The organism is Hymenobacter lutimineralis (assembly GCF_008271285.1).
GTDB lineage: Bacteria > Bacteroidota > Bacteroidia > Cytophagales > Hymenobacteraceae > Hymenobacter > Hymenobacter lutimineralis.
This window is the reverse complement of sequence record NZ_VTHL01000019.1, coordinates 1-22,356: the sequence shown is the minus strand read 5'-3', so window position 1 is coordinate 22,356 and position 22,356 is coordinate 1. Positions and strand designations below refer to the sequence as shown.

At 56.7% G+C, this 22,356-nt stretch carries 18 protein-coding genes; 7 read left to right on the top strand and 11 right to left on the bottom strand.

Annotated features, from left to right (window positions below; all coding sequences use genetic code 11):
* Nucleotides 1-75: 75 nt before the first annotated feature.
* Nucleotides 76-2,175, top strand: a complete 2,100-nt coding sequence (gene recG / locus FY528_RS16045) for an ATP-dependent DNA helicase RecG (RefSeq protein ID WP_149072042.1) — start codon at nt 76-78, stop codon at nt 2,173-2,175.
* Nucleotides 2,176-2,826: 651 nt separating this feature from the next.
* A complete protein-coding gene (locus FY528_RS16040) occupies nt 2,827-4,281 on the top strand; it encodes a hypothetical protein (RefSeq protein ID WP_149072041.1) in 1,455 nt (484 codons plus the stop codon).
* A gap of 161 nt (nt 4,282-4,442) precedes the next feature.
* On the opposite strand, the gene FY528_RS16035 is transcribed toward FY528_RS16040, so the two are convergent.
* The 6 genes from FY528_RS16035 to FY528_RS16010 form a co-directional block, all read right to left on the bottom strand.
* Entirely contained in the window at nt 4,443-6,230 is a 1,788-nt protein-coding gene (locus FY528_RS16035) for an acyl-CoA dehydrogenase FadE (protein WP_149072040.1), read from the bottom strand.
* 383 nt (nt 6,231-6,613) lie between these two features.
* The gene (locus FY528_RS16030) at nt 6,614-7,792 is read right to left on the bottom strand and encodes an acetyl-CoA C-acyltransferase (RefSeq protein ID WP_149072039.1); all 1,179 of its coding nucleotides are present in this window, start codon (nt 7,790-7,792) and stop codon (nt 6,614-6,616) included.
* A 46-nt stretch (nt 7,793-7,838) separates the two neighbouring features.
* Nucleotides 7,839-8,207 (bottom strand): four helix bundle protein, encoded by a 369-nt coding sequence (locus FY528_RS16025; protein ID WP_149072038.1) that lies wholly within the window; start codon nt 8,205-8,207, stop codon nt 7,839-7,841.
* Between the two features lie 39 nt (nt 8,208-8,246).
* The gene (locus tag FY528_RS16020; RefSeq protein WP_149072037.1) at nt 8,247-10,655 is read right to left on the bottom strand and encodes a 3-hydroxyacyl-CoA dehydrogenase/enoyl-CoA hydratase family protein; all 2,409 of its coding nucleotides are present in this window, start codon (nt 10,653-10,655) and stop codon (nt 8,247-8,249) included.
* 182 nt (nt 10,656-10,837) lie between these two features.
* The gene (locus tag FY528_RS16015; RefSeq protein WP_044014483.1) at nt 10,838-11,314 is read right to left on the bottom strand and encodes a MarR family winged helix-turn-helix transcriptional regulator; all 477 of its coding nucleotides are present in this window, start codon (nt 11,312-11,314) and stop codon (nt 10,838-10,840) included.
* 247 nt (nt 11,315-11,561) lie between these two features.
* Nucleotides 11,562-13,343, bottom strand: a complete 1,782-nt coding sequence (locus tag FY528_RS16010; RefSeq protein ID WP_149072036.1) for an AMP-dependent synthetase/ligase — start codon at nt 13,341-13,343, stop codon at nt 11,562-11,564.
* A gap of 206 nt (nt 13,344-13,549) precedes the next feature.
* Between FY528_RS16010 and FY528_RS16005 the strand changes: the two genes are divergently transcribed.
* From FY528_RS16005 to FY528_RS15990, 4 genes are all read left to right on the top strand, one after another.
* The gene (locus FY528_RS16005) at nt 13,550-14,698 is read left to right on the top strand and encodes a formimidoylglutamase (protein ID WP_149072035.1); all 1,149 of its coding nucleotides are present in this window, start codon (nt 13,550-13,552) and stop codon (nt 14,696-14,698) included.
* Nucleotides 14,699-14,834: 136 nt separating this feature from the next.
* The gene (locus tag FY528_RS16000) at nt 14,835-15,116 is read left to right on the top strand and encodes a cytochrome b5 domain-containing protein (protein WP_262384031.1); all 282 of its coding nucleotides are present in this window, start codon (nt 14,835-14,837) and stop codon (nt 15,114-15,116) included.
* Nucleotides 15,117-15,122: 6 nt separating this feature from the next.
* Complete coding sequence (murQ, locus tag FY528_RS15995; protein WP_149072033.1) at nt 15,123-15,959, top strand: N-acetylmuramic acid 6-phosphate etherase; 837 nt, start codon at nt 15,123-15,125, stop codon at nt 15,957-15,959.
* Nucleotides 15,960-16,143: 184 nt separating this feature from the next.
* The gene (locus FY528_RS15990) at nt 16,144-16,710 is read left to right on the top strand and encodes a hypothetical protein (protein WP_149072032.1); all 567 of its coding nucleotides are present in this window, start codon (nt 16,144-16,146) and stop codon (nt 16,708-16,710) included.
* Between the two features lie 172 nt (nt 16,711-16,882).
* Here FY528_RS15990 and FY528_RS15985 read toward each other — a convergent pair whose 3' ends face one another.
* From FY528_RS15985 to era, 3 genes are all read right to left on the bottom strand, one after another.
* Nucleotides 16,883-17,122, bottom strand: coding sequence for a hypothetical protein (locus FY528_RS15985; protein WP_149072031.1), 240 nt, complete (start codon nt 17,120-17,122; stop codon nt 16,883-16,885).
* A 121-nt stretch (nt 17,123-17,243) separates the two neighbouring features.
* Complete coding sequence (gene der / locus FY528_RS15980; RefSeq protein WP_149072030.1) at nt 17,244-18,566, bottom strand: ribosome biogenesis GTPase Der; 1,323 nt, start codon at nt 18,564-18,566, stop codon at nt 17,244-17,246.
* 168 nt (nt 18,567-18,734) lie between these two features.
* Complete coding sequence (era, locus tag FY528_RS15975; RefSeq protein ID WP_149072029.1) at nt 18,735-19,634, bottom strand: GTPase Era; 900 nt, start codon at nt 19,632-19,634, stop codon at nt 18,735-18,737.
* A 209-nt stretch (nt 19,635-19,843) separates the two neighbouring features.
* Here era and hemH point away from each other — a divergent pair, with 209 nt between their 5' ends.
* Entirely contained in the window at nt 19,844-20,884 is a 1,041-nt protein-coding gene (hemH, locus tag FY528_RS15970) for a ferrochelatase (protein WP_149072028.1), read from the top strand.
* A 63-nt stretch (nt 20,885-20,947) separates the two neighbouring features.
* Here hemH and FY528_RS15965 read toward each other — a convergent pair whose 3' ends face one another.
* Together FY528_RS15965 and FY528_RS15960 are read right to left on the bottom strand one after the other, a co-directional pair.
* Nucleotides 20,948-21,430: a PRC-barrel domain-containing protein gene (locus FY528_RS15965; RefSeq protein ID WP_149072027.1), complete on the bottom strand. Its 483-nt coding sequence runs from the start codon at nt 21,428-21,430 to the stop codon at nt 20,948-20,950.
* Nucleotides 21,431-21,463: 33 nt separating this feature from the next.
* On the bottom strand, nt 21,464-22,123 hold the full coding sequence (locus tag FY528_RS15960) for a hypothetical protein (RefSeq protein WP_149072026.1): 660 nt from the start codon (nt 22,121-22,123) through the stop codon (nt 21,464-21,466).
* Nucleotides 22,124-22,356 lie beyond the last annotated feature (233 nt).

Below are 22,356 nucleotides of genomic sequence, written 5' to 3'. Positions count from 1 at the left end.
GAAAAATGGGCAATGAAGGATGGCCGGACGGTACAGTTCATTGCTCATTTCTCATTCTTCATTCTTCATTGATCTATGAGTACCTTTTTCCAGACCAAGATTGAGTATTTGCGCGGCGTCGGCTTGCAGCGCGCCCAGCTTCTCCAGAAAGAGCTGGGTCTGTTCACCTACGGCGACCTGATTCAGCGGTACCCCTTCCGCTACCTCGACCGCACGCAGTTTTACAACATCTGCGACTTGCATGACGACTTACCTTTCGTACAGGTAAAAGGCATTCTGCGCAACCGGGAGGTCCTGGGTGAAGGTCCGAAGAAGCGCATGGTCGCCAAGGTCGCCGACGCAAGCGGCGAGCTGGACCTGGTATGGTTTAAAGGAGTAAACTACCTGGAGAAGATCATTAAAAACCACCAGGAGTATATCGTTTTCGGTAAACCTACCCTGTTCAACGGGCGGCCCCAGATGGCCCACCCCGAGCTGGAAGAGGTGTCGGAGCAAAAGCCGGGGCAGAGCTACCTGCAGCCCGTTTACAACACCACCGAAAAACTCAAGAACTACCACCGGGTCGATAGCAAAGCCATTGCCCGCATGGTGGCCGACCTGCTTAAGCTGGCCCTGCCCCAGGTCTCGGAAACCCTGTCCGACGACCTGATCCGGCAATACGGCCTCATGCCCAAGGCCACCGCCTTCCAGCAGATTCACTTTCCGCAGAGCACGGAACTCCTGCAGGCCGCCCGGTTTCGGTTGAAATTTGAGGAGCTATTCTACGTGCAGCTGAAGCTGCTGCGCCAGCGCGACCAGCGGAAGGTGGAGCTGGCCGGCCAGATTTTTCGCGAAGTGCCTTCCCTGGTGCACTTCTATAAGAACGTGATGCCCTTCGATCTGACGGGGGCTCAGAAACGCGTTATCCACGATATCTACAAAGACTTTTGCTCCGGTAAGCAGATGAACCGGCTGTTGCAGGGCGACGTGGGCTCGGGCAAAACCATTGTAGCCTTCATCAGCATGCTCATGGCTGCCGACAACGGGGCCCAAAGCTGCCTGATGGCTCCCACCGAAATTCTGGCCGACCAGCACTACGTTGGTCTGAAGCAGTACGCCGATATGCTGGGTCTGAAAATCGGGAAGCTCACGGGCAGCACCCGTACAGCCGAGCGGCGCGTACTGCACGAGCAGCTGCGCAGCGGCGAAATGCACATGCTGGTAGGCACCCACGCCCTGCTGGAGGACGTGGTACAATTCCGCAACCTGGGGCTCACCATCATGGACGAGCAGCACCGTTTTGGCGTAGCCCAACGCTCCAAGCTTTGGCAAAAGAACCCACACGTTATTCCCCACGTGCTGGTGATGACGGCTACTCCGATTCCCCGCACGCTGGCCATGACGCTTTACGGCGACCTGGATGTTTCCGTCATCGACGAGCTGCCGGCCGGCCGCAAGCCCATTGTCACCGTCCACCGCTTCGACTCCAACCGCCTCAAGGTATTTCAATTTCTGCGCGACCAGATAAAGCTCGGCCGGCAGGTATACATTGTCTACCCCCTTATCGAGGAAAGTGAGGCCATGGCCGACTACAAGGACCTGATGGACGGGTACGAAAGCGTGGCCCGCGCCTTCCCCGAATACCAGATCAGCATTGTGCACGGCCGCATGTCGGCAGCCGAGAAGGATGCCGAGATGCAGCGCTTCGTGGCCCGACAAACGCAGATTATGGTGGCCACTACCGTAATTGAGGTAGGCGTGAACGTGCCCAATGCGTCCGTAATGGTCATAGAAAGCACGGAGCGGTTCGGCCTTTCGCAGCTGCACCAGCTGCGGGGCCGCGTAGGCCGGGGTGCCGACCAGAGCTACTGCATTCTGATGAGCGGCTACAAACTCAGCAAAGACTCCCGCACCCGCATCGAAACCATGGTACGCACCAATAACGGCTTCGAAATTGCCGATATCGACCTAAAGCTGCGCGGCCCCGGCGACCTGATGGGAACCCAGCAAAGCGGGGTGCTGGATCTGCTGATTGCCGACTTAGCTAAAGATGGCCGCATTCTGACCGAAAGCAGGGCCGCCGCGCAAGAACTGCTACACGACGACCCTGACTTGCGTAAACCAGCCAATCAACCTATTCGCCGGCATATAGAAAGTTTGCCGGCTACGGCCGTCAACTGGAGCCGCATCAGCTAGATTTCTATATAGAAGAATAGGCATAAAAAAAGCGGAAAAGATCCGCTTGCTGCATTTATTCAATGCTCATGGCTACTGCCGTCTCCACTACCGGAGCCGTTCCAGGCACCTGCCGGATATTTTGTGAATGTGTGCTCACCTGATGCACCAAGAAGGGGGTAGCCACTGCAGCTGCCTGGGGTTTATGAACAATGGTTGCGGTTTGCGGCTCCGAATTTCTGGCAAATCGGCCAGCTACGATGAGAACAAACAGAAGGAGAGTCTTAAGTAAAAATTTCATATCAACAGGTCCACGTATGTGCAGAAGGTTGTTTGGCAAAAACTGAGCCAGGATGCGTTAGCCTCGGCTCGGCAGTAGCTTCAACAGGCAGTAGAGGCGGCGTTTTTTCTACAACTTACAAAAGTAAATGTAGATTTTATCTACAAAATTATGTCAATCATGCAAAAAAACGGGCATCTGATGGGGCAAAGCAACCACTTTGTCGGCAGAAAACAAGAACCGTTTCCTTTATGAAAAGATGAAGCTTTCCTTGCCTGCACTGGCCTCTCGCTCAGAAGCCGGGTCGTTTACGGTAGTTAAGGAAGAGTTGATACCTTTGAAGAGGATTTTTTTTGATTTTTTTTCTTGTTCGTAGCTAACCGCCTTCTCTCGTGAACTTTACTGTAAAAATATGGGGAGTTGCCCTGAGCCTCGCAGGTGCGCTCTGCACCGGCCCCGTTTCTGCCCAGCGCGTGAAGACGGCGGCGTTCAGCTATGTACCAGAGCAAACGGATGACCGCTACAACCAACGGGTGCCACGCAAAACGCTGCCCGTAGCCGGCACCACCGACTTTGTAGTGCTGGGCCACAGATCGGCAACGGAGTATAGCGTGGAACGCTACGATGCCGAGCTAAAGAAGGTATGGACGGCAGCGGTGCCCGTAGCTGCCGGAGAAAGCATCGAAACCTTCGCCGCAAATACTGAGCAGGCAATGGTAGTAATTCACCACAAGGACGCCGCTGCCCAGTATTTATCGGTTGTGCCCATCAACCTCAAGTCGGGGCAAAAGGCGAATCCCAAAAAACTGATCGACGCCAGCCCGCGTGACCGTCGCCCAGGGGTTGCTATTTCCCCGGATGGCAAGCGCATCCTTGCGTTCCGCTACCTCACCCGGGAGGTTCAAATCAAAGCCATTAGCGCGACGCTGTACGATCAGCAGCTGACCAAACTCAAAGACCGTATCTACGATTTTCACGACTTAGGCGACCTTTTCTCACCGGCGGTACACGTTGCCAACGATGGCACCCAATACGTCACGTTGGTTAGTGATAAGATGAAAAAGCTTTCCCTCCGCCGCTACCGTTTGGATACTAACGATGTACAGGTGCTTTCGGTAGCCGTGGGCGGCACGTTCGGGGGTAAGGCGGTAAACGTGTTTGATACCAAGTTCACCATGCAACCCAATGGGGTAATCTTTGGGGCCGCAATTTGTACGGAACGCGAAACGGGCCAGTATTACAGCCTTAAGCTCGTCAAATTTGACCCCACGCAGGGCGGTGATTTGAAGTTTGCGCCGGAATTCCGCTTTACGCCGGAGTATCTGGCAGAAGTAAACAAAGCCGGGCAAACCAGCTCCAAACGACTGGAAGACGTGTACCTCTCAGATGTAGTATTCACGCCCGATAGTGCCCTAGTCGTGGTAGCGGAAAAGAAATACGAGGAAGGTGGCGACGACTCCCCTACGCACGCCCGGGAACTGCACTTGTTTGGCTATAACCAGTTCCAAACGCCTACCTGGCACACGATTATCGCCAAAAACCAGGTAGCGTCACCGGCCGAGGGGTTTGCCGGCATTGGCTACCGGGTGGCGGCCTTCGGCAATGAGCTGCAAATCGTCACGCAGGAAAAGCTCAAAAACAAGTCGGACCTGTATCTACGCCGGGTAAATGCCCGCACCGGGGTGGTATCGGAGCCGAAGAAACTAGGCCTGAACGTAGCCTCCGACCAGAACCTGGCCTATGTAAAGGATTTTACAACCTGGCTGGATGCTAAAACCATCATCGGTGTAAGCCGCCCCAATAAGAAGTCGGCGGCCCTGATGCTGAATAAGATTGTGAGCAAATGAACCACAGATTCCGGCGGATTTTCCGGATTCCACGGATTCTATAGTCGGCGTGCATCAAGCACCTGTCATCCTTCGCTTTGCTCAGGATGACATGAAACAAAAAAGCCTCCATAGATGGAGGCTTTTTTGTTGGTGCGTGAATCGCCCGCACAATCCGTGGTTTAGTAGGCGTACTCGTTGGCGGCAATCAGCTTGTCGGCGATGCGGCGACGAGCTTCTTTGGCGTTGTAGAGGTCCGACTTGGTGAAGCGCTTCAGACCCATGGCCAGCAGACGCTGCTCGTCACCCTCGGTCATGGTGCCGATGGCGTCCTTGCCGAACTTGTTCACCTGATCCACGGTGTCGTAGAGGTATACGCGGGCAATGTCGATCTGCGTTGAAACGGCCTCTTCGCCTTTGGCGGCGGCTTCCTTCTCCACGCGCAGCAGGGTGCTTTCGGCGGTGTACACCTTGATGGCCATGTCGGCAATGTTCATCAGTACTTCCTGCTCCTTGGCGAGCGAGTTCATGTACTTCTGCACAGCCGTACCGGCTACCATCAGAATAGCCTTTTTCAGCTTGGCAATGGTTTTCTTCTCGGCAGCAAACAGACCGGTTTCTTCTTCCAGGTTGAAGTCTGGAATAGCCATCAACTCCTGCTGCACCGCCTGGGCCGGGCCCATCAAATCCAGCTCGCCTTTCAGACCCTTTTTCAGGATCATGTCGACGGCCAGCATGCGGTTGATTTCGTTGGTGCCCTCGAAGATGCGGTTGATACGCGAATCCCGGTAGGCGCGGTCCATAGGATAGTCGGCCGAGAAGCCGTAGCCACCGTAAATCTGCACACCTTCGTCCACCACGTAGTCAAGCACTTCCGAGCCTTCCACTTTTAGGATGGCGCACTCCACAGCAAACTCGCGGGCAGCACCCAACAGGGCCTCGTTGTGGCTCTGTCCCTTGGCCAGCAGTTCCTGCTCCATGCGGAAGATGTCCATGCCGGCGCGGTAAATAGCCGATTCTACGGCGTAGATACGCACGGCCTGCTGGGCCAGCTTGTACTTAATAGCGCCGAACTTGCTGATAGGCAGCTTGAACTGCACCCGCTCGTTGGCATACTTCACGCTCAGCGTGGAAGCCATTTTGGTAGCACCCAAGCAAGCAGCAGCCAGCTTGATGCGGCCGATGTTCAGGATGTTGAAGGCAATGAGGTGGCCTTTGCCAATCTCGCCCAGCACCGCCGATTTTGGCACTTTCACATCGGACAGGAACACCTGGCGGGTTGAGGAACCCTTGATACCCATTTTGTGCTCCTCGTTGCCGAGGCTCAGGCCGGGCGTTTCTTTCTCCACGATGAAGCCGGTGAACTTATCACCATCCACCTGGGCAAACACAATGAATACGTCGGCGAAACCACCGTTGGTAATCCACATTTTCTGGCCGTTGAGCACGTAATGCTCGCCATCCTCGGTGGGCATGGCTTTGGTTTTGGCGCCAAGGGCGTCGGAACCGGAGCCGGGCTCGGTGAGGCAGTACGCGCCCATCAGCTGACCATTGGTCAGACCGGGCAGATACTTGGCTTTCTGCTCCTCGTTGCCGAAGTACAGAATAGGCAGCATGGCAATGCCGGTGTGGGCCGCGAAGGCCACCGGGAACGAGTGGCCACCACCCACACCCTCAGTCACGCGTAGCGACGTGGGGAAGTCCATGTCCAACCCGCCGTACTGCTCGGGAATGCTTACGCCGAACAAACCCAGCTCGCCGGCCTTTTCCATCAGGCCGCGCATGAGGCCTTCTTCGTGGTTATCGAGGCGGTCCAGCAGCGGCGTCACCTCCTTCTCCACGAAGTCGAGAGCGGTCTGGTGCATCATGTTCTGCTCCTCCGAAAAATCGGCGGGCGTGAATACGTCCTGGGCGTCGGTTTCCTTGATGATAAACTCGCCGCCTTTCACAAGTTGGTTGGTTACTTCCATGACCGGGTGAGGTGAAATTGAGTGGGAAATACTGAAGTCAAAAAGAAGAGAAACTACTCGGCTTACCTACTATTTACCGGCAAGTAAGCCCCGTTGTTTTGTCGTACCGAAAGATACAAAAATTTGTTATGCTTGCCGACTAGTTCACGAAAAGAAAACCCCGGATCAGCGGGGAAATCTTTGTCATCCGTCTGTCATCCTGAGCGGAGCGAAGGACCTTACCGTATTATAACGATTCGTTCTAGCGTGATAAGGTCCTTCGCTCCGCTCAGGATGACAAATCAGTTACAGAAACTTTGGCTTGTGCCGTGAGCGGCTGAGTTTTCCGTCCGAAGCTAGGCTTCGGGCCGCCCACGGCACAAGCTAAAGCTTACGCTACATTACTACTTCAACAGCTCGTAAATGCCGGCTACGCCCTGGCCGCCGCCGACGCAGGCGGTTACCATGCCGTACTTCTGGCCCCGGGCGCGCAGCTCGTGGAACAGCTGGATGCTGAGCTTGGCACCGGAGCAGCCCAGCGGGTGGCCGAGGGCAATGGCGCCGCCGTTCACGTTCACTTTGCTCTGGTCCATGTCCAGCTCGCGCATGACGGCGAGGCTCTGGGAGGCGAAGGCTTCGTTCAGCTCGAACAGGTCGATGTCTTGGAGCTTCATGCCGGCTTGGCGCAGCGCCTTCGGCACGGCCTTGATGGGGCCCATGCCCATGATGCGCGGGTCGATGCCTTCAGTGGCGTAGGTCACCATGCGGGCAATCGGCTCCAGGTTCAGCTCCTTCACCATGCGCTCCGACATCACAATGACGAAAGCGGCACCGTCGGACGTCTGGGACGAGTTACCGGCCGTTACCGAGCCGTTGGCGGCAAACACGGGGCGCAGCTTGCCCAGCGCCTCCATCGACGTATCGGCGCGGGGGCCTTCGTCGGTGTCCACTACGAACGAGCGGTTTTTCTTTTTACCGGTGGCCTGGTCGAGGTAGGTTTCCTCCACGGTTACGGGCACAATCTGGTCCTTGAACTTGCCTTCCTGAATGGCTTTGATGGCCTTCTGGTGCGAGTTGTAGGCAAACTGGTCCTGGTCTTCGCGGGTGATGCCATAATCCTGGGCTACGGCTTCGGCGGTGAGGCCCATGCCGAGGTAGTAGTCAGGGTGCTGCTGGGCCAGCTTGTAATTGGGCACGGTTTTCCAGCCCACGGTAGGTACCAAGCTCATGCTTTCGGTACCACCGGCCACGATGCAGTCGGCCATACCGGCGGCAATTTTACCGGCGGCCATGGCAATGGTTTCCACGCCGGAACCGCAGTAGCGGTTCACGATGAGGCCCGACACGTTCATCGGCAAAGCCAGCAGCGAAATCAGGCGGCCCATCTGCAAGCCCTGCTCGGCCTCCGGTACGGCGTTGCCCACAATTACATCGTCGATGCGGGTAGGATCAAGGGCGGGCACCGAGGCCACCAGGTGCTTAATGACGTCGGCGGCGAGGTCATCGGGGCGGGTGAAGCGGAAACCGCCGCGGTTGGCCTTGCCAACGGCCGTACGGTAACCGGCTACGATATATGCGTTCATGTTAGTAGAAGTTAGAGGTGAGAACTTAGAGCTTAGACTCTGGTGGTTAGTTCTCAGATTGAAGACTTTTTTGAAAGCCGTAGAGCATCTTTTGAAGTTCTACCAACTCACTTACAACAGCTTGTAATCGGGGTTCGTCAATGTAGCCGAACTCAGCCGCCAGCAGAAACTGGGTTTCCAACTCGTAAGCTGAACCGGTGGCAATTGAAAGAAACTGCCCGAAATCCTTTGCTGAACCACGCCCTGCTCCTTCGGCAATGTTTGAAGGGATAGAAACGGCGGCTCGGCGCATCTGCGAGGTTAGCCCGAACCGTTCGTCAGGCGGAAACAGCGCGCAGCATTGGTAAGTGAGCTTGGTAATCAGCATCGCCTTCTGCCAGATTTTTAAATCCCGAAAACGATGCCGACTTACCATACAGAACAACTCTAGGTTCTAAGCTCTCAATTCTCAGTTCTAATTACGAAGCGGTTTGCCGGTAGTCAGAATCGACTGAATCCGCTCCAGCGTTTTCCGCTCGCCGGTGAGGCTGAGGAATGCTTCGCGCTCCAGGTCCAGCAGGTACTGCTCCGATACTTCGGTGGGGCTGCTCAGGTCGCCGCCGCACATGATGTAGGCCAGCTTGTTGGCAATCTTCACGTCGTGGTCGGAGATGTAGCGGCCTTCCTTCATGGCGTGCACGCCGGTCAGGAACATGCCCAGGGCGCCTTTGCCCTGCACCTTGATGTTGGTTTTCTGCACCGGCTGGGTGTAGCCGTCTTCGGCCAGCTCAATGGCGGCGGCTTTGGCCTGGGCCAGTACGCGGTTGGAGTTCACCACCACTTCGTCGCCGCGGCGCAGGAAGCCCAGGTCGAAGGCTTCGTGGGCCGAGGTGGATACTTTGGCGGTGCTCACCGTCATGAAGGCGTTGCGCAGCAGGTTGTACTCCGGCTCGCCTTCCTCGTACTTGAGGGCGGTGCGCAAAGTCATTTCCTTGGTGCCGCCGCCGCCCGGAATCAGGCCTACACCGAATTCCACGAGGCCCATGTAGGTTTCAGCTGCCGCTACCACCCGGTCGCAGTGCAGGTTCAGCTCGCAGCCGCCGCCCAGGGCCAGGCCGTGGGGTGCGCCCACCACCGGAATGCTGCTGTAGCGCATCCGCATCATGGCCTGCTGGAACTGGGCAATCATCAGGTTCAGCTCGTCATACTCCTGGTCCAGCGCAAACATGTACACGAGGCCCAGGTTGGCGCCAGCCGAGAAGTTCGGTGCGTCGTTGCCCACCACGAGGCCGCGGAAGTCCTTTTCGGCCAGCTCCACGCCTTTCAGCAAAACCTGGATGACGTCGGAACCCAGCGCGTTCATCTTCGAGTGGAACTCCACGTTCAGGATACCGTCGCCCATGTCGAGCACTGAGGCCCCAGCGTTTTTCCACAGCACTTTGCCCGTGGCGCGCAGGTTATCCAGAATGATGAAGTTCTCCATGCCCGGAATGGCCTGGTAGCTCTTCGACTCTATGTCGTAGAACTGCTTCACGCCCGCTTCGCTCACTTTGTAGAAGGTGGTGTGGCCGGCGGCTACCATTTCCTCTACCCACGGCGCCACAGTTTTGCCTTCGGCCTTAGCCAGCTCTAGGCCCTTCTGCACGCCCAGGGCATCCCAGGTTTCGAAGGGGCCCAGATCCCAGCCGAAGCCGGCGCGCAGGGCGTCATCAATCTTGTAGAGCGAGTCGGTGATTTCCGGAATCCGGTTGCTTACATAGGCAAACAGGCCCGCGAAGGTCTTGCGGTAGAAGTCCCCGGCCTTGTCTTTGCCGGCGGCCAGCACCTTGAAGCGGTCCGCCAGCTTTTCAATTGGCTTGGAGGCTTCCAGAGTGGCAAACTTCACCTTGGCGCTGGGCTTGTATTCCAGCGTGTTCAGGTCGAGGGCCTGAATTTCCGACTTACCGCCGGCGCCCTTCACTTTCTTGTAGAAGCCCTGGGCGGTTTTGTCGCCCAGCCACTTGTTCTCGGCCATCTTCTTGATGAAGTCGGGCAGCTGGAACACGTGCTTGGCTTCGTCGTTGGGCAGGTTCTGGGCGAGGCCGTTGGCCACGTTGATCATCGTATCCAGACCCACCACGTCGGACGTGCGGAACGTGGCCGACTTGGCGTGGCCGATAACCGGCCCGGTCAGCTTGTCCACTTCCTCCACCGTCAGGCCCAACTCGCTCATCACCTGTACCACGTCCATAATGGCGAAAACGCCCACGCGGTTGGCAATGAAGGCTGGGGTATCCTTGGCCAGTACCGTGGTTTTGCCCAGGTACAGGTCGCCGTAGTGCATCAGGAAATCCACCACCGACTTGTCGGTTTCCGGCGTCGGGATGATTTCGAGCAGCTTCAGGTAGCGGGGCGGGTTGAAGAAGTGCGTACCGCAGAAGTGCTTGCGGAAGTCGTCAGAACGGCCTTCCGTCATCATATGAATCGGGATGCCCGAAGTGTTCGAGGTGATGAGCGTACCGGGCTTGCGGTACTGCTCCACGCGCTCAAACAGGCTCTTTTTGATATCGAGACGTTCCACTACCACCTCAATCGTCCAGTCGCAGCCGGCAATGTCCTTGAGGTTGTCGTCGAAGTTGCCGGTCTTGATGCGGCTCACGTCCTGCTTACGGTACAGCGGCGAGGGGTTGGCCGCCACGGCCGCCTGCAGCGAGCTGTTCACGATGCGGTTCTTCACGGCCGGGTTGTCCAGCTTCAGGCCTTTGGCCTCTTCAGCGGGCAGCAGCTCCTTGGGCGCAATGTCGAGCAGCAGCACCTGCACACCGATGTTGGCGAAGTGGCACGCAATGCGCGAGCCCATCACCCCGGAGCCCAAAACGGCTACTTTTTTGATGGTACGGTTCATTCGTGGGGAGGAATGAGGTGGGAAGAAATAAGTGTTATGTAAGCTCCAGGCTGTCAGCTACAAGCCGCCAGCGCCTGGTTGAAAGTACTCGTCATGCCGAGTTGTTGCTTCTACGTTTCCACGGGCAATACCGGTGGAAAACAAGAAAGCTATCAGCCAAGGGCCAATAGCTAACCGCTCGGCTAGGCCGGCGACTCGGAGCGCAGGGGTTTCAGTTTGAAGTCGTCGTAGAGCGTTTTGCCTTCGATCATGCCCGTAATCTGGGCTACTACCTTAAAGAACACGTTCAGCTCGCTCTGCGGGATTTTCTCGCGTACCTTCAGGTTGAAGTGGCGTACCGTCTGACGGGAAATTTCCTTGCCGCGCAGGCCTTCCTCGGTCAGGAAGATGCGCACCGAGCGTTTGTCCTGGGTGTCGGCCTGTTTATAGATGAGGCCCTTTTCTTCCATCGAGCGCAGAATGCGCGTGAGGGAGCGGGTTTCGAGGCCCAGCAACGGCGCTATTTTGGTAGCGGGCGTGCCGTTTTCCTGGTCGATGTTCAGCAGCACGAAGCCGATGCTCGTGGTGATATCGTGCTTGGCAGCCTGCGTATTGTACATACGCGAAATGGCGTGCCAGGCAACTTTAATGTTATAATCAACGGTTTCCTCAGGTGTCATAGGGCAGTACGGCAAGTCCGGTAAACATACAAAAATATGTTATGCTTGCATACTAAGTTACGCAAAAAAATGAGCCTAATCTTAGAGGCTCATTTTCTACCTACTGGTTCGCACCTGATTCTCAGTTCGATTTACGCCATAGCCGCGTCATGACGCCATAGGTGAGAAACCCTGGATGTGCCCCGGTGGCTTAAGCCATCAGCCTCACCGCTTGTTCGACGGCGAGGCTGATGGTGAGCATTATAATTTAGCGTTTTGCGTCTTGCTGGTAAAGGCTTTCGATGATCTGCTTGTTGTTTTCGCTGATGGCCTTGCGCTTCACCTTCATGGTGGGCGTCATTTCGCCGGTCTCTACGGTCCAAAGCTGGGGTAGCAGGGCAATTTTCTTGACCTGCTCCCACTGGGCGAAGCCTTGGTTGTACTTCTGCACCAGCTCCTCATACATCTTCACCACCTTCTCGTTCTTCACTAACTCTTCGTTGGAGCAGTTGCAGTCCACATCATGGCGCTTGCACCAGCCCTTCAGGTCATCGAAGGAAGGAATAACCAAAGCCGAAGGAAATTTCTGCCCGTCGCCCACCACCATGCACTGCTCCACCAGGGGCGACTCTTTCAATTTGCCTTCTATCACCTGCGGGGCAATGTATTTGCCGCCCGAGGTCTTGAACATCTCCTTTTTGCGGTCGGTGATTTTCAGGAATTTGCCGTCCACGATTTCCCCAATGTCGCCGGTGTGGAACCAGCCCTCAGCGTCGAATTCCTTGGCGGTGAGTTCGGGCTTATTGTAGTAGCCTTTCATCACGGATTCCGACTTGGTCAGAATCTCCCCGTCGGCGGCAATTTTCACTTCGGTGTTGTCGATGATGGGACCCACGGTGCCAATCATATTGTTTTCGGGCTCATAGCCCCCCACGGCAATAACGGGCGACGTCTCAGTGAGGCCGTAGCCTTCCATTACCCGGATGCCGCCGGCCCAGAACACGCGGGCCAAGCGGGGCTGCAGGGCGCCGCCACCGCTCACTATGCAGCGCAGGTTACCGCCCAGAGCTTCGCGCCACTTGCTGAAGATAAGCTTATTGGCCAGGGCCAGCTGCGTGTTGTACAGAAAACCGTGGTCTTTCTGGTTGTCGTATTTGAGGCCCAGGTCAAGCGCCCAGAAAAACAGGCTTTTCTTGACACCCGTTTGCTCGTGGCCCTTGGCGACAATCTTGTCGTACACCTTTTCCAGGAGGCGCGGCACGGTAGTAAAGATTTCGGGCTTCACCTCGCGCAAGTTATCGGCAATGGTTTCCATGCTCTCGGCGTAGTAGATGCTCACGCCGTTGATGAGGTAGAGGTGCGTGACCATCCGCTCAAAGATGTGGCAGAGCGGCAGGAAGCTCAGGGCTTTGTCGTTTTGCGTGACGGGTACAAACCGTTGAGAGTTGCGGCAGTTGCTGAGCAGGTTGTTGTGCGTCAGCATCACGCCTTTGGGCTGACCGGTGGTGCCCGAGGTGTAGATGAGCGTGAGCAGGTCGTCGGGCTGGACGGCGGCTTTCACCGGCTCCAGGTCGGCGGCAACGCCTTTTTTGCCCAGCTCCAGCAGTTCGTCGAAGTGGCGGGCTCCCTCAATCTTGTCGAAGGTAAAAATATTGCCGGCCGGGATATTCAGGCCCTGGGTGGCCTCCTGTACCTTTTCCAGCAGCTTCTTATCGGAAACGAAAATTGCCTTCACGCCGGCATCGGCGAAGATGTACTTGTAGTCCTCAACGGTGATGCTGGGGTACATGGGTACACTCGTGGCGCCCAATTGGGCAATACCAAAATCCGCGAACATCCACTCGGGGCGGTTCATGGAGATAATGGCTACTTTGTCGTCTTTACCAATGCCGAGGCTGCGCAGCCCCAGGCTCACTTGGTTTACTTTCTCGACAACCGTATCGGTGCTAATGGGGGTATAACGGCCGCTGATTTTGACGGCAAAGCAGTCGGGTTTGTTGTACTTCTGCTGCAGGTGGGGCAGGATGTCGAAGGTACGGCGAATGTCCATGAAGAAGGGAAGGCACTGGTGGGAAGATGCAAGGAAGCAGGACAGCAGTTTTGGGCCGGCGTGGAGCCGGGCAACCTGAACCGCAGCTTAAATAACTACTTTTTTCGTTGGTTAACCAGTTTACCGGCACATAATGGCCGGGGCGGCAGCTAGGGCCATGCCCGGCTTTTACGTAGCTTTGCCCGAGTCCGCTCTGTCTGCGTCCGATGAATCTTGCTATCTTTTTTGATCCATTGCCCGAAGACCCGGTAGGTGCCGCACCCGTTCCCACCACGCTGGGGGCGTATGCCACGCGCTTCATCGACACGTTTCCGGACTGGCGCGCCGCCGATCTGGCCCTGATAGGGCTGGATGAATGGCGGGGCAGCGCTGCCGGTGCCCCGCAGGGCCACAGCGCCAACCGCGTGCGGGAGCGGTTTTACCAGTTGCAGAAGGGTACCGGGCCGGTTCGACTAGTAGATCTGGGCAACCTGCGCCCCGGCCTCACGCTGGAAGACACCTACCTGCGTCTGCGCGAAATTGTGGCGGCCCTGCTGGAAAATCAGACTATCCCGTTGCTACTGGGCGGCTCCCAGGACCTCGACTATGGGCAGTTCTTGGCGTACGAAACGCTGGAGCGCCCCGTGAGCCACGTGACGATTGACGCCCGGGTAGACATGGCGGAGCACGACGGAGCCCGGCCCGAGGATACGCACCTGCGGCGCATTCTAATGCACGAGCCCAATTTCCTGTTCTGCTTTAGTCAGATCGGGCACCAGCAGTACCTGGTGCCGCCCGGGGTGCTGGCCACGCTCGAAAAACTGCACTTTGAAACCCTGCGTCTGGGCGAAGTCCACGCCGATGTGCGCCAAGCCGAGCCCCTCATCCGGCAGGCGGATATGCTCAGCTTCGATTTATCGGCCTTGCGCTGGCCCGATTTCCCGGGCTACACCCCACCCAGTCCGTATGGGCTGACGGGCGAAGAGGCCTCCCAACTGTGCTGGTACGCCGGCCATAACGACCAGCTGAGCTCCTTCGGCCTCTACGGCTACCGTCCCGACCAGGATGAGCATGGCCTAGCGGCCTTTGCCGCAGCCACTATGCTCTGGTACTTTATTGAAGGCTTCTACCACCGCCTGGGCGAAACCGACTTCCAGAGCCGACGGTTTATGCGCTACGCCATTGGCCTGCCGGGCACTCCGGCCAAGCTGGTATTCTACAAGGCCCGCCGCACTGAGAAGTGGTGGCTGGAGGTGGAAAGCCTGGCCGACAGCTCCGTGAAGCGCATTGTGCCCTGCAGCTACCAGGATTACCTCCACGCCTCCCAGGGTGATTTACCTAACCGCTGGATTCTTACTCAAGCCTTGCTGGGGTGAACTGCTGGATTTTAGTTTCAAGTTGATGTGTATGCCAGAGCCTGTTTCGCCTGATGAGTCTTCTGCGGAAGCGGAAAAGCGTACCTCTTCTGTAGACGCGGACGCCGCTGAGGCAATTATTTTGCCTTCTACGCCCCTGTCTGAACCAGCAACCTGCAACCCGCAACTAGCAACTTACACCAGAAGCCAGCTGGCCTTGCGTAATGGCCAGGATCGGGACGAAATCTGGGTGAGCTACCGTGGTCTGATCTACGACGTAACCCGGTCCCGGCTGTGGCGACGCGGTAACCACTACGAGCACTGGGCCGGCCAGGACCTTACCAAGGAGCTGGACAAAGATGCCCCGCACACGCCCAACGTTTTCGACCGATTTCCAATTATTGGCCAGTTGTTGCCCTTGCCGCCCCAAGCTTCCTGATTTGCCGTGAACACAACCGAAAGCCCTTCCGATTTTAATAACCTCGAAACCCTCTCTACCCGTGAACTGCTGGCCGGCATCAACAGCGTGGATGCCACGGTGCCGCAGGCCGTAGCCAAAGCCTTGCCGCAGCTGGAAGCCCTGGTTGAGGCTACGGTGGACCGGTTACAGCGCGGAGGGCGCTTGTTCTACATCGGAGCGGGCACCAGCGGGCGGCTGGGCATTCTGGATGCTTCGGAGTGCCCGCCTACGTTTGGCGTGCCCCACGGCCTGGTAATCGGCCTAATTGCCGGCGGAGATACAGCCATTCGTAAAGCCGTGGAAAACGCCGAAGACGACGCAGCTCAAGCCTGGCAGGATCTGCTGGCGTATGCTATTACGGATAAAGACATTGTGGTGGGTATTGCAGCTTCGGGCCGAACGCCTTACGTAATTGGGGGCCTGGAGCAGGCCCGGCGGCATGGCCTGGCTACCGGCTGCATCGTGTGCAATGCGGGCTCAGCGGTGGCCGCAGCAGCTGAATTCCCAGTTGAAATCGTGACGGGGCCGGAGTTTGTGACGGGCAGCACGCGCCTGAAAGCCGGCACGGCGCAGAAGCTGGCTCTTAACATGCTCACTACGGCCACCTTCATCCGCCTAGGCAAAGTGAAAGGCAATAAAATGGTGGATATGCAGCTTTCCAACGCCAAGCTGGTTGACCGGGGAGAACGGATGCTGATGGATGAGCTGGGCATAGCGCAACCCGAGGCAGCCGCCTTGCTACAGCAATACGGCTCGGTGCGAGCCGCCCTGACGGGGCGAAACAGCCTACCCGGCGAGACAGGAGCTGGCGTTGTAAACTAGCTAGCATTAGCTCTGCGGGTAGTAAACCGAGGCCGAATTCCAGCTAGGCCACCTGGGCGCTTTCGTACCCCGCCCAATTACAGTGGTTGGGAAACCCCGGGGCTTTTTTCGCAGTTAGGAAGGAAAACAAAACTGGCTCAACGCCTCCCAGCGCAAGCGCAGGCGGGTGATTTTCCTTTCCCTTATGCACACCATTGAACCGCACTACGCCTGGCTGGATCAGTACTCCGCGTCGGAAGACCCCCGCTCTCCGCTTTTCGAAGCCGAGAACAGCCTGGATGCCTATACCAATACCATTTATGGTTACTACATCCATCCGCAGTGGGACAGCCTCGACTCGGAGACGCTGTACCTGAAAATCCTGTTCGTGGATTATGACCTGGGCAGCGCCATCATTGAGTTCATCGGCGAGTGGAACGACGCCATCGAAAACGACGTGATGCACCTCAAGCGCAACATCATTGATTTGATGACGCACGAGGGCATCCGCAAATTTGTGCTTATCGGCGAAAACGTGTTCAACTTTCACGGCTCCGACGACTCCTACTACGAAGAATGGTTTGAGGATGTGGAAGAAGGCTGGATTGCCGGCGTGAACTTCCAGGAGCACGTGGTGCGCGAAATGCACCAGTTTAACATCGATAATTACGTAAATTTTGGGGGCCAGCTGGATGAACTGCCCTGGCGCACGTACGCCCCGCGCAAGCTGTTCGAAGTAGTAGATGGGCTACTACGCCGCCGGCTGGGGTAGCGCCTTTGCGGGCTTCCTCCTCGGTTCCCTTTCCCGTGAAGAAGGGAGCCTCACGATTTCGTTCAGCGTAGCGGGTTGCGCTGATGCACTGCTTTAAGAATTCACCACAATAAAAAAGGCCGCCTCTTTGCAGAGGCGGCCTTTTTTATTGTGCGCCGGAAGGCGCATCCAACTACTTAGCGTCGGTTGCGTCAGCAGCGTTTTCCATAGCGTCAGCCTTGGCTTCGCCATTGGCTTCTACCGAGTCAGCAGCGGCGTCCGAAGCACCGGCTTCTTCCATAGCGTCAGCCTTAGCTTCAGCACCTTCTTCTACTTGCTCAGCAGCAGCTTCCTGGTTGTTTTCAGTTTTGCTGTCGCACGAAGCGAAGGTGAACGAAGCAGCAGCCAGAGCGAGGAACAGAACCTTTTTCATTGTGGGGGTTGGGTTAAAATGAATGTCGAAGTTGAAGTTGCACTTATCAGCCTTCCCTGAAGTTCTGATGAAATACAGGGCTTTATACCGACCTCAATAGAAGGTAACCCAACCCGGGAAATTATTTTTTCCGGAACACAATGCCGATGGGTACGCCCGTGAAATCGAAATGCTCGCGCAGGCGGTTTTCGAGGTAACGGGTGTAGCTTTCCTTCACGTACTGGGGCAGGTTGCAGAAAAAGGCAAACACCGGGTTGTGCGTGGGCAGTTGCGTCACGTACTTGATGCGCACCAGCTTGCCTTTCTGAATAGGCGGCGGATACTTCTCAATTTCCTTCAGCATCACCTCATTCAGCTCCGAAGTCGGAATTTTGCGGCGCTTGCTCTCGTACACTTTCACGGCCGTTTCAATAGCCTTGTGTACGCGCTGCTTGTTGAGTACCGACACGAAAATGATGGGAGGATAGCTGATAGGCGCAATTTTCTCGCGGATTTTATCCTCGAATTCCTTGGCCGTGTTGGTTTCCTTATCCTCAATCAGGTCCCACTTGTTCACCAGAATCACGATGCCTTTGCGGTTCTTGTCGGCCAGGCCAATGATGTTCATGTCCTGGGCCTCGATGCCGCGGGTGGCGTCGAGCATCACGATGCACACGTCCGATTCTTCCAGCGCCCGGATGGAACGCAGCACGGAGTAGAACTCAATGTCTTCGTGCACCTTGGTTTTGCGGCGCAGGCCGGCCGTATCGACCAGGATAAACTCCTGCCCGAAGGCGTTGTAGCGCGCTTGGATAGAGTCGCGGGTGGTGCCGGCAATATCCGTTACGATGCTGCGCTCAGTTCCCAGCAGCAGGTTCACAAACGACGATTTACCTACGTTAGGGCGGCCCACAATAGCAATTTTGGGTACGCCCGCGTCGGGCTCTTCCACGCCTTCTTCCTCGAAGTGGCTCACCACGGCGTCGAGCAGGTCGCCGGTACCGGAGCCGCTTTGCGAGCTGATGGGGAAAATTTCACCGTCGCCAATACCCAGGGCATAGAACTCGCCGGCGGCGTGGGCGCGGGCGTTGGTATCGGCCTTGTTGGCTACCATGTACATGGGCTTTTTGCCCTGGTAGCGGCGCAGCACGTTGGCAAACTCTTCGTCGAGGTGGTGCAGGCCGGAGTCTACATCCACCATAAACAGGACGACGTCAGCTTCTTCGATGGCCAGCTTTACTTGCTTGTTGATTTCGCCTTCGAAAATGTCTTCCGAGTTGTGCACGTAGCCGCCCGTGTCAATCACGGTGTAGTACTTGCCCGTCCACTCGCCGTAGCCGTAGTGCCGGTCGCGCGTCACGCCCGATTCGTTGTCCATGATGGCCTTGCGCTGACCTACCAACCGGTTGAACAGCGTGGACTTACCCACATTTGGGCGGCCCACAATGGCAATAGTATTCTTCATGTTGTCTGACTCCAGCCGCCGGCCCGACCAGTTTCGGCAGTGCCCGGAGTAGTTAAGTGAATGTGAGGTCGGATTCTTAGAGCTGAGAAGCTAGCTATGGGAGCTTAGACTGTTCAGTATCATTGTCCTTGAAAATTCTAAGCTCTTCGTGCTAAAATCTCACCGCTGCTATTGGTTGTACCCAAAGCGGGTAAGCGCCTTAGGATCGGTACGCCAGTTCTCGTTAACTTTCACGTGGATTTCGAGGAACACCTTTTTCAGAAAGAACTTCTCCATTTCTTCCCGGGCCCAGGTACCTACTTTTTTAAGGGCGGCGCCTTGCTGGCCGATGATGATGCCTTTCTGACTGGCGCGCTCCACGTAGATGATGGACCGCATCCGAATGATATCTTCCTCTTCCTTGAACTCTTCAATCTCGACCTCACAGCTGTAAGGCACTTCCTTCTTGTAGAGCTTAAAGATTTTTTCCCGGATCATTTCAGCCGCAAAGAAGCGCTCCGGCTTGTCCGTCAGCTCATCCTTGGGGTAGTAGGCCGGATGAACGGGTAGGTAACCCAATATCAGATCCAGCAGTTCACCGGTGCCAAACTTCTCCAGGGCCGAAATTGGCAGCACGCGGGCGGCATTGGGTAGCTGCTCGCGCCAGTAGTCCACTTTGGCTTCTACCTCGGCCTGATCGGCCTGGTCAATTTTATTGACCAGCAGCAGAATGGGCGTATTCACCATTTTGCGCAGGCGTTCTACCACCGGCTCTTCGTCGTGCTTCTCGTAGATGTCCGTCACGAACAAAATAACGTCGGCATCTTCCAGCGAAGAGTACACAAACGACATCATGGCGTTGTGCAGCTCATACTTAGGCTGAATGATGCCCGGCGTATCAGAATACACCAATTGAAAGTCGTCGCCGTTGAGAATGCCCAGAATCCGGTGGCGCGTGGTTTGGGCTTTGCTGGTGACGATGCTGAGCCGTTCACCCATGAGGGCGTTCATTAGCGTCGACTTGCCTACGTTGGGCTTGCCGATAATGCTCACAAAGCCAGCGCGGTGCGGAGTAGGTTCGGAATTCACAGTGTTTTCGAAATAAGTCTGCAAAGGTACGGTTATTTTAAGCCGTTAGCTGTTAGCTACCAGCTATTAGCTTCTTTTGCGGTTCAAACAGAGACAAACCGTTTGCTTTTCGGTTTAACGCCTAGTTCTTACCCACTGGCTTGTGGCCAGCTGCGACCCGCCCCGCAAAAGGCTAGCCGCTATCAGCCAACAGCTAACAGCCCTATACAATGCCCTCTTCAGCTTCCCAAGGCCGCACCGGTGTACTGCTCGTTAATTTAGGCACGCCCGACTCCCCCCGTACGCCGGATGTGCGGCGCTACCTCAACGAATTTCTAACAGACGCCCGCGTGATTGATATGCCGGCGGCCATTCGGTACCCATTGTTCCGGGGCTTGGTAGTGCCGTTGCGCGCCCCCAAGTCGGCCAAAATCTACCAGCAGCTCTGGACTGACCGTGGCTCTCCCCTGCTTTACCACGGCCTGGATCTGCAGAAGCTGGTGCAGGAGGAGCTCGGCCAGGACTACTTGGTGGCCTTTGGGATGCGCTACCAGAACCCCAGCATTGAAAGTGCCCTGGAGCAACTACGCGACGCGGCCGTAGACCGAATTATCGTATTACCGCTGTTCCCGCAGTACGCGGCAGCCAGCACGGGCTCCGTGCAGGAAAAGGTGATGGAGATAGTAAGCAAATGGTGGATAGTGCCCACGATTTCCTTTATCAGCACCTTCGTAGAAGACCCCGCTTTCATCGGCACGTTTGCCACTTTGGGCAAGGCCGAAATGGCCAAGCACGCCTACGACCATGTGGTGTTTAGCTACCACGGAATCCCGGAGCGCCACGTGCTGAAAGGCAGCCACAAGAGCTACTGTAAGCTGGGCAGCTGCTGCGCCAGCTACAACAAGAACAACCGCTACTGCTACCGGGCTCAGTGCTTCGAGACGTCGCGCCAGCTGGGCAAGGCGCTGGGCCTCAAGCCGGATCAGTACACCACTACCTTTCAGAGCCGCCTGCAAAGCCGCCTGCGTGACCCTTGGCTACAGCCTTACACCGATGAGGTAATCAAGGAATTCCCGGCCAAGGGCATCCACAATGTGCTGGCCTTCTCCCCTGCTTTCGTGGCCGACTGCCTGGAAACGACCATTGAGGTCGGGGAAGAATTTAAGGAGATGTTCGAAGAAGCTGGTGGCAAGCACTGGCAGTTGGTTCCCTCATTGAACTCGCACCCACAGTGGGTACGCGGCGTAGCCGACATGATTCGGCGCAACTAAAGCCATTATCCCACAAAAACACCGCCGGGTCCGTCTATAATAGATTGGCCCGGCGGTGTTTTTTTAGTTCAGGCGACGCCGCTGATAAAACTGCGAGTCGTCGTAGCTGGGCTGGTCGTAGAAGCTTTGCTGGCCTTCGGGAAGCTGCAGGTTGAGAGCCCGCAGCATGGCTTGTTCGTACTCGCGCGTGATCTGAATTTCGACGTAGGGCGGGTAGTCCAGCACTGACTGCGCCGTCAGGGAAGGCACGAATACGTTGTCGCCGTCGTCATCGAGGGCGGCCGCGCCAATAGGCAGTAGGATGTGCCGGTCCCGCTCGTTGATGCGCAGGTTTTCATCCAACTCTACATCGAGGTAGCGCACTTTCAGGGCATCGGCATCCACTATTAGCTCATACACTTGTCCAAACTGCCGGCCATCAGCACCCCGTACGGCCCAGCCGCGCACGTCCGGATTGCCATCCGCTACTTCAAATTCGGTGAGGTCGCGCAGGCGGCGCAGGTGCATGCCCTGGGCCGAGGGAATGGGGTCAGTTATAGGTTCCATAGCAGGAAGGGCAAAGGCAATAAAGCAGGTTCATTATCGGGTTGGCGGCTCACTTAGGGCCTTTACAAGGCGGGCAGCCTGTTTCAGGTAGGCTTGCAGCGCCGCTTGGTCCTGGGCAGTAGCCACCCGCCCGGTCAGGGCATCGGCCTGCGCCGTGAGCTGGTTTACGTCGGCTTCGAGCTCCGGGTAGCCCTTCTGCTGCATAGTCTGCAGCAGCAACGTAGCGGCAGTGAAGCCCGGACGCAAGCTGGCACCCTCTTCCTCCAATCGGCTGGTAGCACTGGTCAGATCATCACGCCGGGTGCTGATGGCGGCGTCCCGGAAGTCGGCCCGATCAGCCAGACCGCTTAAGGTGGCACTTAGTATTTGGAGCCCGCGCCGGCCATAATCGGGAGTGGCAGCATCGGAGGCAGCAAAAGCCGCCAGCTCTTCGGGCGTTGCTACGACTTCAGTGTGCGTACTCATATCGGCTACGGCCGCGTTAGCATCGGGGTGGGGGCCCGTCTCGGCGCCGGTGGTGCTATCCGGCAGGGGAGTTTCCGGACTGGCGGCAGGAGTAGAAACCGGAGCCGAGGAGCCAGCATCGTGGCGAAGCAGAAAGTAAGCGGCTCCCCCAATTACGAGCAGCACGAGCAAGATGAGCAGCCAGGGGCTGGGAGAAGACTTTTTGCGTTGAATGTTGATGTCGGCCATGGAGAAGAAACCTGTTTTAAAGCTAGCAACATACGCACTTACCCGCACAACCGGTTACGAAATAGCTGCGGCTAGGCAGACCTTGGCATATAAGCTAACTGTGTCCATCGTTGACCTCCTCCCAGCAAACTGGACCGCTGTAAAGTAGAGGAATCAGGCACTTGTCGTACCTTAAAACCAAGAGACACGTGCCATGAAAAAGACGAAGTTTACCGAGGCGCAGATCGTGTTTG